The following is a 9352-nucleotide window of genomic DNA, read 5'->3' as shown; positions in this document are numbered from 1 at the left end:
GGTCGAAAGGTAGAGAGGCCAGGTCAGGCACACCAGCCAGGCCGTCCCCGCCTGGTAGAGCGAGCGGACCCCGGTGTGGTCGCGCGAGGCCAACAGCTCGGCGAAGCGCGGTTGGGCGGCGTTCAGCACCGCTTGGGTCCCGAACTGTCCCACCACCATGATCCGCGTGGCGGCGGTGAAGATCGCGGCGCCGGTCACCCCGCTCAACAGCGCCACCATCACCACGCCGCCGCGCTGCACGCCCATCTGGGCCACGCCGCCCAACGCCCGGGGCAGGGCGAAGGACCAGAACGCCGCCGGCGTGATGCGTTCCGCCGACCCTTCCTCATGGCCCGACGTGCCCTCCGCCTCGGGAACCGTCTGCTCGGGGACCGCCCGGCGGACGATCCTTCCCAGCCAGAACCAGGCCAGGACCGCCGCCGGCAGATACGGACCGGCCCATGCCAGGGCGAGCAGCCCCGCCGAACCGCTCAACACGATCAATCCCACCAGCGCGAGCTGCGCCGAGGGACGACCGACCTTGTCCACCAGCGCCGTGGTCACCATGTCGTGGTGGGCGCGGGTGGCGGCCAGGGCGGAGTCCGTGAGCACGGCGAACGGCAGGAACACGGCCAGCAACCGCAGGTACGCGGCCGCCTCCTCAGGGCCCAGGGTGTCGGCCAACGGCCGGGCGAACACGAACAGGAGCAGCGCCACCACCAGCGACAGCGCCACCGCGGGTCCCATGGCCGTCCGAAGCAGCGCCGGAACGCCCCCGGCCCGGCCGAACAGCCGCATTCGGGCGATGAAGTACACCAGCCCGTCCGGGGCGCCCAGGTTGGCCACCGCCGCCATGATGAGGAACACCGAGGTGGCGGAGAACAGCAGCCCGGCGGTCTCCTGTGAGAAGGCCCGGGTGATCGCCACGATCAGCGCGAGGTTGAGCGCGGCGCCCACCACCGCGCCGGCCATGTTCACCGCACCGCCGCGCAGAACGCGTCGCAGCCCCCCGTCGGACCGGTGCTCGGACGTCCTCACCGGCACCACGAAGGGGTCCGTCCCCACCAGAGGGCCAGCCGGGCGTCGTTCTCGGCGAACCGGGAGGTCAGCTCCGCACGCAGGGGCTCGGGCATCATCGCCCGTTTGCGGGCGTTGTGCCGGCCGGGCGGCTCCATCGAGGCCGGCGGCAGCCCCAGGAAGCGGACGATCTCCTCCAGCGCCCGGGAGGTGCCGTCGAACAGGTCGGCGTAGTCCACCACGTGCATCCGCTCGCGGCCGAGGTGATGTTCCATCCGGATCAATTGGTCCACGTAGTTCCCCCGTGCCACGTAGCCGTGGTGCTGGTGCGAGTGCGAGTAGTGGGTCGGGTCGGCGATCAGTCGTTCCTCCGCCCCGGACAACCGCCGGTCCTCCAACTCGATAGCGCGCGCGAACGGTTCGGTCTCGAATCCCCGCGCGGTCTCGTGGGCGTGCGCCGAGTACGCCCGCTCCACCGGGTCGCGCAGGATCACCACCACCTTCGCCTGCGGCAGTTCACGGGCGATCCGCTCCGCCGCGAGGGGATGGAACAGGTAGTAGGGGCTGGACTCGAACACACGGATCAGGGGCCGGCCCCACCGGGCGCGCAGGCCGTTGCGCAGGGGGAAGTGCGACCGGTACCAGTCCAGGCCGTTGTGGTGTCCGGTGTCGAAGTAGTGGACACCCTTGCGCAGGACCGGCCCGGTGGCCGCGGGATGCAGGTTCAACGCCTTGAACAGGGAGGTCGTCCCCGAACGTTGGGCACCGCAGATGAGGAAGTCCGGCAGTGCCCTGGCATGGCGGGTCATCCCGCCCAATCCGTCGGCGATGGGCAGCAGGGCGCGCCTGGCCGGCACGGCCAGGCGGCTGAAAGCGGAGGTGGCCCGGAGCATCACGAGTTCCTTCGATGAGAGGTGGATTGCGAAGAGGGTGTGAGCGGGGTGGGACCGTGCCGGCTCAGCCGGCGTGGGTTGCTTCATGAGCGGCTCTCTCCTGGAGGCCCTCCAACGCGGGGAGCAGCCAGTCGTCGACCGCGGCGAGGTGGCCGCCGCTCTCCGCCTGCCGGTCGTGCAGGTAGCGGGTGGCGAGGTCGATCAGGTACAGCGCCATCACCGTGGAAACCGTGTGCGGACGCAGCCCGATCTCGGCCATCAGCGGGTCGCGGAGCAGTCGCGAACCGCTGTCCAACCAGCGGTGTACCCCCGGATGGACCCCCGCCTGGACGCACTCGTTGAGGTTGTAGTGCAGCGCGTCGAAGCCGGCGGGCGCGTCCATGGCCAGGCGTTCCCAGTCCCACACGAACGCGCGCCGCGCGGTGCCGGCGATGTTCCACCGGGTCAGGTCGCCGTGCCAGGCCCCGAAGGGCAGCGGTACGTCGGGAAGCCGGTGCAGCGCGGCGCGCAGGGGCGCGACCTCCGGGCGCGAACCCAGCTTGGCGATGCGTTCGTCCAGGGAACGCCGGTAGGGGCTCACCGACAGACGGCGCTCTCGGATCGGTGCGAGGGAGACGATCTGGGTGACGCAGCGCAGCAGTTGGCGGCGGGTGGGCCGGTCGGTCTGGTCACCGACCGGCAGGGCCTCCTGCACCAGCAGGGGTTGGCCGTTCCACTCGCCGTCGTAGAGCAGACGGGGGACGGTCACGTCCCGCATCGGTCTCTCCGCCAGGTGGCGCAGGGCCCGGGTCTCGGCCCGCACCAGTCGACCGGTGAGTTCGTTGATGGCGACCTTGGCGTACCCGATCGTCCGCCCGCCCGGGGTGAGCAGCAGCAGGACCGGTTTGCGGTTGGCGCGCGGTGGCCCCACGTGGATGGCGATGGCGAGCTCGCGGTCGAGCGCGGCGGTGAGCGCGTGTTCGATGCCCGGCCCCGCGCCCACGTAGAGGCGGTCGCGGAGCAGCAGCGGGGCCACCCCGGTGGCGAAGGCGCCCGCCAGCAACAGGGTGCGCAGTCGTTCCTTGAGGGAGTGGCCCTGCGCGAACGAGGTGATGCCCCGGGTGGCCACCGAGCGGTTGCCCGCGGGCAGGATCACCCGTGGGTTCTGCGCGTTGGGTACCGGAAGGTACTGGTTGCCCCGGTTACGGGGCGCCATCGGCAGCACACTGCCGTCCCCCGGCCCGAGCAGTCCGCCGCACGGCCACAGCACGGCGGCCAGATCGGTCAGATAGGTGGTCTCGGTCCTCACCAGGCACCCCCAGCACGCGCTGCCCGACGCCCGGCCACCAGGGGTTCCTCGACCCGCCACAGCAGGGCGACGGCGATCATGGTGACGGCGAGCGGGGACATGAGCGCGACGTAGAAGAACATGTACCAGAACAGAAGCAGCACGGTGAGCAGGGCGGCCTGCCCGACCAGGGTCACCGCGGCCCGATACCGCCAGGCCACCAGCGCGAAGAACGTCACGAACAGGGCGGTGCCCACCCACCCGGAGGCGATGAGCGTCATCCACAGCTGGCCGGCGTTGCCGATCACGTGCTGGCCACAGCCCGGGCACTCGGGGCTCGGCCCGATGGCGATCGAGTCGGAGCTGCCCAGCCCCTCACGGGTGGTGCCCCAACCCATGACCGGCGACAGGTCGGCGGCCTCCACCGACGCGGCGTTGGTGGCCGCGCGCCCGTCGTCGCTGTGCGGGTTGTCGGCCCGTTCGCGCACCACGTCCGCCAACGGGGACACCACCAGGGCGAGTGACAACGCGATGGCGGCGACCACGCCTGTGCCCACCAGCACCACCCGGCCCCGACGCAGCGCCTGTGCGGCTCCGAAGGCCAGCGAGAGCACCAGGCCGGCCCACAGGGCGCGGTTCAGCGAGTACACGATCGGGGCCACCGACACCGCGGCCGCGAGGAGGGCGCCCCAACGCGTCCAGCCGGTACCCTGAACCACCCAGGCCACCATCAGCCACACCAGCAGCAGGGAGATCATGTAGCCCCAGATGTTGGTGTACTCCCAGGGGGCCTTCGGGCGTCCCGACTCGTACCCGAAGATATCCATGACCTGCGCCGACGCGGGGTGGATCAGCGTCTGCATGTAGGGGTCGGACACCAGGGCGCCCGGCATCAGGTACTCCAACGGCGCCGTGAACTCGAACCTCGGCGCGAGCATCCCCAGGTAACCGCCGGCGATGGTGACCAGGCACAGCACCGCCAACGCCCCGATCACCAGACGGACCGGAAGCTCCCGTTCGGTGAGGTTGCCGACGTAGAGCATCACCACGGTGAGCACCAGGTAGTTGATCACCCGTAGCACCGCGCCGGGGTGACCGCCGCTGCCCGGCACCGTCCCGGGCATCTCCACCGACACCAACGCCAGGCCGAGCACCGTCCACACCAGGAACAGCGCCCACAACCAGAACCACGGCGGCACCCGCAGGCCCACCGTGCGGTGCCGGCGCACCAGTTCGGCGAGCATCGGCACCGCGAACAGCCAGTAGGCGAACTGGCCCATCCCGAGCGCCCACCACAGCGGGTACCCGGCCAACAACCAGATCAGCGGCCACCCGGTGACCGGGGAGGACCCGCGCCGTGTGGCGACCTGCCAGGTCACACCTGCAGAACGCGTCCCCCGGGAGGCCGCGCCCAGGGCCGTCAACGCCGAGGTCCGACGGACGCGGCCCCACCGGCGGCGGGCAGCGCCGCCCCACGCGACCGGTCGTCGGTGGCGGTGGTCCTCGACTCACTGGGCGGACGCGGCGCGGGTGGCACCGGCATGCGCGGCACCGGGACGGGGCCGGGACCGGGCTGGCGCGGCACCGTGATCGAACCGGGAACGGTCACCCCGAACCGGGCCCCCGCGGTGACCAGGTCGGTCAGGTCCGAGCGCAGGCTCAGGCCCAGCTCCACCACGGGCAGGAGCAGGTCGGCGGAGGCGGCGAGGGCGTGGACGTCGGCGCTCTCCCCGGCGGAGGCCGTGGCCACGACCACGAAGTCCGCGCGCGAACGCAGCAGGTCGACGAGTTCGGCGGCACCGCTCTGGAGGGGCGCCACAGCACCGGTGCTCCCATGACACAGCACCCGCAGCCTGGGCATGTGGGCGGGGTGCGTCGCCAGCTCGGCGGGGTCCTCCCCGTCGACGAGGACGTCGACCAGGCCGGGGCCGTCGGACAGCCCGAGGAGCTCGCGGGCGGAGTCGGTGCGCGGGTCAGCGCAGACCAGCAGGGTCTCGGCGCCGCCGCGGGCCAGTGCGGCGGCGAGGTTCACCGCGGCCGCGGTACCGGCGCGCCCGGGGGTGGTGCCGGTGACCACGATCACCCGTCCGGGGGCGGGCTCGCCGTCCTCGGCTCCGCCTTCGGGCACGGCCGTTCGTGCCCGGACCAGGTGCGCGAACTCGTTGACCCGTTGCCCGGCCGGGGTGGTGTCGTCGAGCAGCCCGGGTGAACGGTCGGAGCGCCCCCCCGGGGTGGACAGGTCGAGCAGGACGGGCAGGGCGCCGATGCGTTCGGTCTCCTCGACGTCCCGCAGGCGCGGGTCCACCCGGTCGCGAAGCACGGCGGCCAGGAGACCGGCCAGTAGTCCGAGCGCGGTTCCCGCGACGGCCCACAGCACCAGGATCGGGGAGGAGGGCGACTCCGGAAGCGACGCGGGGGTGACGACCCGGCCGGGGGAGACCGTTTCGCGCAGGGCGCTCAGCGGGGCGATGCCGTTGCCGATGTCGGCGATCTCCTGGCGCAGGACCTCGGCGCCGGCGTCCGTGGCCGCGGCCTGTGGGGCCTCCCCGGTCAGCTCGGCCAGGGCGTCCTGACGGTCCTGCCGTTCGGCGCGCAGAGCCTCCAACCGTCCCTCGATGAGGCTGTGGGCGTGGGCCTCCCGTTGCGCGAGGTAGGCGTCGGCGAGGGACTCGGCGCCCTCGCGCGCCAACTCCGGGGTACCGGCGGAGTAGCTCAGTTCCAGGATGTTGCTGTTGGGCGGGACGGTCACTTCGACGTTCTCACGCACCTCCTCGGAGGTGAGCGAACCGGGAAGCTCCTCGGCGGTGGTTCCGGTCACCCGCTCGGAGAACACGATCTGGGCCTCGCTGTCGAGGTTGACCTCGCCGGTCAGCCGTCCGGACTGTTCCCCGGTGAACTCCGCCATCTCGGTGGGGTGGACCTGGACCGACGCGACCGAGGTGTAGGTGGAGGGAACGGCGAGAGCCCCGGCGGTGGCGAGGACCAGGCCGCCGAGCACACCGACGCACACGAGACGCCGGCGGCGCCTCAGCAGTGCGGTGTACTCCTTCAGTTCCGGTCCGGACGAGCCGGGGACGTCGGTGTCCATCGGGTCCTCTCCACGCAGACATGGCAGCACTTTTAGTGAACGATTGCATACTAAGTGTAATCCCTTTGGGTGTGCCTGGTGGTTTGAGAAACAACCCTTTTTCTTGCCGTGGGTGTCCGGAAAACGCTCTGACCAGCGTCGATCTGTCTGGAGAAGTCGGATGTTCCGCCCATGGGCATACGAAAGGGGCGGCGGGACCATCCCCGCCGCCCCTCACCGAACGTGATCGCTCGGGCCGCGCCCCTCAGCCGCCGACGACGACCGGGGGAAGGCCCGTGCCGGACTCCCACGCCTCGTCGCACGCCTTCTGCGAGGAGACCGTGTGCGCCCGCGCCGCGCAGTCCCGGTACTCGGTGACCTGGTCGTTGTAGACGAACAGGACCGAGAGCATCGACGCGGAGATGACCACACCGACCACGCCGAGGACCATGCTCGACAGCGCGCCCGGGGCCTCGGAGTCGTTGCTCCGCGCGGCCCGGCGGGCCCGCAGGCCCTGTACCACGCCCATCGCGGACAGTATGCCGCTGTAGGGCGGGAACAACAGGCCCGCCAGGCCCAGGAACAGACCCCACAGGCCGCCTCGCTCGACCTTCGGGGAACGGTCGTCGGCCTGGGTCTCCGGGCTGTTGTCGGTCACAGGTTCACTCCTTCGATGGCGCCGGTGCAGGTGGGGCGCCGTGGACCGTCTCCGCCGGGACGGAGGCGGGGCTCTTCGTGTGCGCGGGGAACTCAAGGTCCGCGTGGGGTAGACGCTACCCGGCCCGATAGGGTGGGAGCGCGGACGGGCCGACTGTGCCCATGCCGGTCGCCTGTACCCGGCGTACGCGATTTTCCCGGATGCTGCGCCGTCCCCCGGCGCCCCCGGGAGTGGGGACCCGGTGTTCCCGCACCGTTCTTCTACACATGAGGGAGAAGCACGCTTTGTCCGCGCGAGTGGTGGTTCTCATATCGGGGACGGGCAGCAACATGGCCGCCCTGATGGAAGCCGCGAAGGACCCCGCCTACGGGGCGGAGATCGTCGCCGTCGGCACCGACCGTGAAGGGACCCGTGGGGTCGAGGTGGCCGAGGCCGCCGGCGTACCCACGTTCGTGGTGCCCTTCCGTGCCTACGCGGACCGTGCCGAGTGGGACACCGCCATGTCCGATCGGATCACCGAGTACGAGCCGGATCTGGTCGTCTCCGCCGGATTCATGCGCATCCTCGGTCCCGCCGTGGTCGGCCGTCACCAAGCGGTCAACATCCACCCGGCCCTGCTCCCCTCCTTCCCCGGCGCGCACGCGGTACGCGAGGCGCTCGCCCACGGTGTCCGCGTCACCGGCACCACCATCCACTTCCTCGACGAGGGCGTCGACTCCGGTCCGATCATCGACCAGGTCATGGTGCCCGTCGAGGACGGCGACGACGAGTCCACCCTCCACGAACGGATCAAGGTCGTGGAGCGGCGCATGCTGGTCGACACGGTCGGCCGGCTCGCCCGCGAGGGCTGGACCATCGACGGTAGGCACGTGCGGTTCGGCCGCACCGACACAGAGGAGAACCGGTGACCCAGCAGGCCATCAGGCGTGCGTTGATCAGTGTGTACGACAAGACCGGCCTGACGGAGCTGGGCGCGGGTCTGGCGGCGGCCGGGGTGGAGATCGTCTCCACCGGCTCGACAGCGGCCAGGCTCACCGAGGCCGGCGTGGCCGTCACCCCGGTCGAGGACGTCACGGGCTTCCCCGAGATCATGGAGGGCCGGGTCAAGACCCTCCACCCCGCGGTCCACGCCGGGCTGCTCGCCGACCAGGGCGACCCCGAGCACGTCGCCAAGATCGACGAGCTGGGCATCGCCCCCTTCGACCTCGTCGTGGTCAACCTCTACCCCTTCTCCGACACCGTCGCCTCGGGCGCCCCCGAGGCCGACTGCATCGAGAAGATCGACATCGGCGGCCCCGCCATGGTCCGCGCCTCCGCCAAGAACCACGGCAGCGTGGCGATCGTGGTCGACCCGACCGCCTACGACGCGGTGCTGGAGGCCGTGCGCGACGGCGGCTTCACCCTCGACCGGCGCAAGGCCCTGGCAGGGAAGGCCTTCCAGCACACCGCCGCCTACGACGCCGCGGTCGCCGACTGGTTCGCTTCCACCTACGCCCCCGACGACGAGGCGACGGAGACCGGTTGGTCGGACTTTCGTGCTTCGGTGTACACCCGCCAGGACACCCTGCGCTACGGGGAGAACCCGCACCAGAAGGCCGCGCTCTACGCCGAGGCCGGTGCGAGCGGTGGTCTGGCCGGCGCCGAGCAGCTGCACGGCAAGGCGATGTCGTACAACAACTACGTCGACTCCGACGCCGCCCTGCGCGCCGCCTACGACTTCGAACAGCCGTGCGTGGCCATCATCAAGCACGCCAACCCCTGCGGGATCGCCGTGGGGGTCGACAACGCCGAGGCCCACCGCAAGGCGCACGCCTGCGACCCGGTGTCCGCGTTCGGCGGGGTGATCGCCACCAACCGCGAGGTCGGCGCCGAGCTGGCGGCGCAGATCGCCGAGGTCTTCACCGAGGTCGTGGTCGCCCCCGCTTTCACCGACGAGGCCGTCGCCACCCTCTCCAAGAAGAAGAACATCCGCCTGTTGGTCGTCGCGGACCCGGCGCGGGGCTCCCGCCGGGAGACCCGTCAGATCAGCGGCGGCCTGCTGGTCCAGGACACCGACCTCATCGACGCCGAGGGTGACGACCCCTCCACCTGGTCCCTGGCCACCGGCACCCCCGCCGACGAGGCCACCCTCGCCGACCTCGCCTTCGCCTGGAAGGCCGTGCGCGCGGTCAAGTCCAACGCGATCCTCCTCGCCACCGACGGCGCGACCGTGGGTGTGGGCATGGGCCAGGTCAACCGGGTCGACTCCGCGCGACTGGCGGTCACCCGCGCCGCCGACCGGGTCAAGGGTTCGGTCGCGGCCAGTGACGCGTTCTTCCCGTTCGCCGACGGTCTGGAGATCCTCACCGAGGCCGGTGTGCGCGCCGTCGTCCAGCCGGGCGGTTCCGTGCGCGACGCCGAGGTCATCGCCGCCGCCGAGGCCGTGGGGGTCACCATGTACCTCACCGGCACCCGTCACTTCTTCCACTAGG

Annotated in this window: 8 protein-coding genes; 2 read left to right on the top strand and 6 right to left on the bottom strand. The window is 71.5% G+C overall.

Annotated elements, in window-relative coordinates:
- From K8V84_RS24215 to K8V84_RS24190, 6 genes are all read right to left on the bottom strand, one after another.
- A partial coding sequence (locus K8V84_RS24215) for a lipopolysaccharide biosynthesis protein (RefSeq protein ID WP_304078925.1) occupies positions 1-1017 on the bottom strand: 1017 nt, incomplete at its 3' end.
- The gene (locus K8V84_RS24210) at positions 1014-1889 is read right to left on the bottom strand and encodes a sulfotransferase (RefSeq protein WP_304078923.1); all 876 of its coding nucleotides are present in this window, start codon (positions 1887-1889) and stop codon (positions 1014-1016) included. The genes K8V84_RS24210 and K8V84_RS24215, both read right to left, overlap by 4 nt.
- Positions 1890-1953: 64 nt before the next feature.
- Complete coding sequence (locus K8V84_RS24205; protein ID WP_304078921.1) at positions 1954-3177, bottom strand: phosphotransferase; 1224 nt, start codon at positions 3175-3177, stop codon at positions 1954-1956.
- Entirely contained in the window at positions 3174-4535 is a 1362-nt protein-coding gene (locus K8V84_RS24200) for a ligase (RefSeq protein WP_304078920.1), read from the bottom strand. The genes K8V84_RS24205 and K8V84_RS24200 overlap by 4 nt, the downstream gene beginning before the upstream one ends.
- 41 nt (positions 4536-4576) lie before the next feature.
- On the bottom strand, positions 4577-6244 hold the full coding sequence (locus tag K8V84_RS24195) for a chain length determinant family protein (protein WP_304078919.1): 1668 nt from the start codon (positions 6242-6244) through the stop codon (positions 4577-4579).
- 244 nt (positions 6245-6488) lie between these two features.
- A complete protein-coding gene (locus K8V84_RS24190) occupies positions 6489-6881 on the bottom strand; it encodes a DUF4190 domain-containing protein (RefSeq protein WP_304078917.1) in 393 nt (130 codons plus the stop codon).
- A gap of 296 nt (positions 6882-7177) precedes the next feature.
- Here K8V84_RS24190 and purN point away from each other — a divergent pair, with 296 nt between their 5' ends.
- Positions 7178-7789 (top strand): phosphoribosylglycinamide formyltransferase, encoded by a 612-nt coding sequence (purN, locus tag K8V84_RS24185; protein WP_304078928.1) that lies wholly within the window; start codon positions 7178-7180, stop codon positions 7787-7789.
- Positions 7786-9351 carry a bifunctional phosphoribosylaminoimidazolecarboxamide formyltransferase/IMP cyclohydrolase gene (gene purH, locus K8V84_RS24180; RefSeq protein ID WP_304078916.1) on the top strand — a complete coding sequence of 522 codons (1566 nt, stop codon included), beginning with the start codon at positions 7786-7788 and terminating at the stop codon, positions 9349-9351. The genes purN and purH overlap by 4 nt, the downstream gene beginning before the upstream one ends.
- Position 9352: the final 1 nt, after the last annotated feature.

It is taken from the genome of Nocardiopsis listeri (assembly GCF_020741345.1).
GTDB classification, from domain to species: Bacteria; Actinomycetota; Actinomycetes; order Streptosporangiales; family Streptosporangiaceae; genus Nocardiopsis; species Nocardiopsis listeri_A.
Note: the sequence above shows the minus strand (reverse complement) of the source record. Positions and strands in the feature narration are given on the sequence as shown.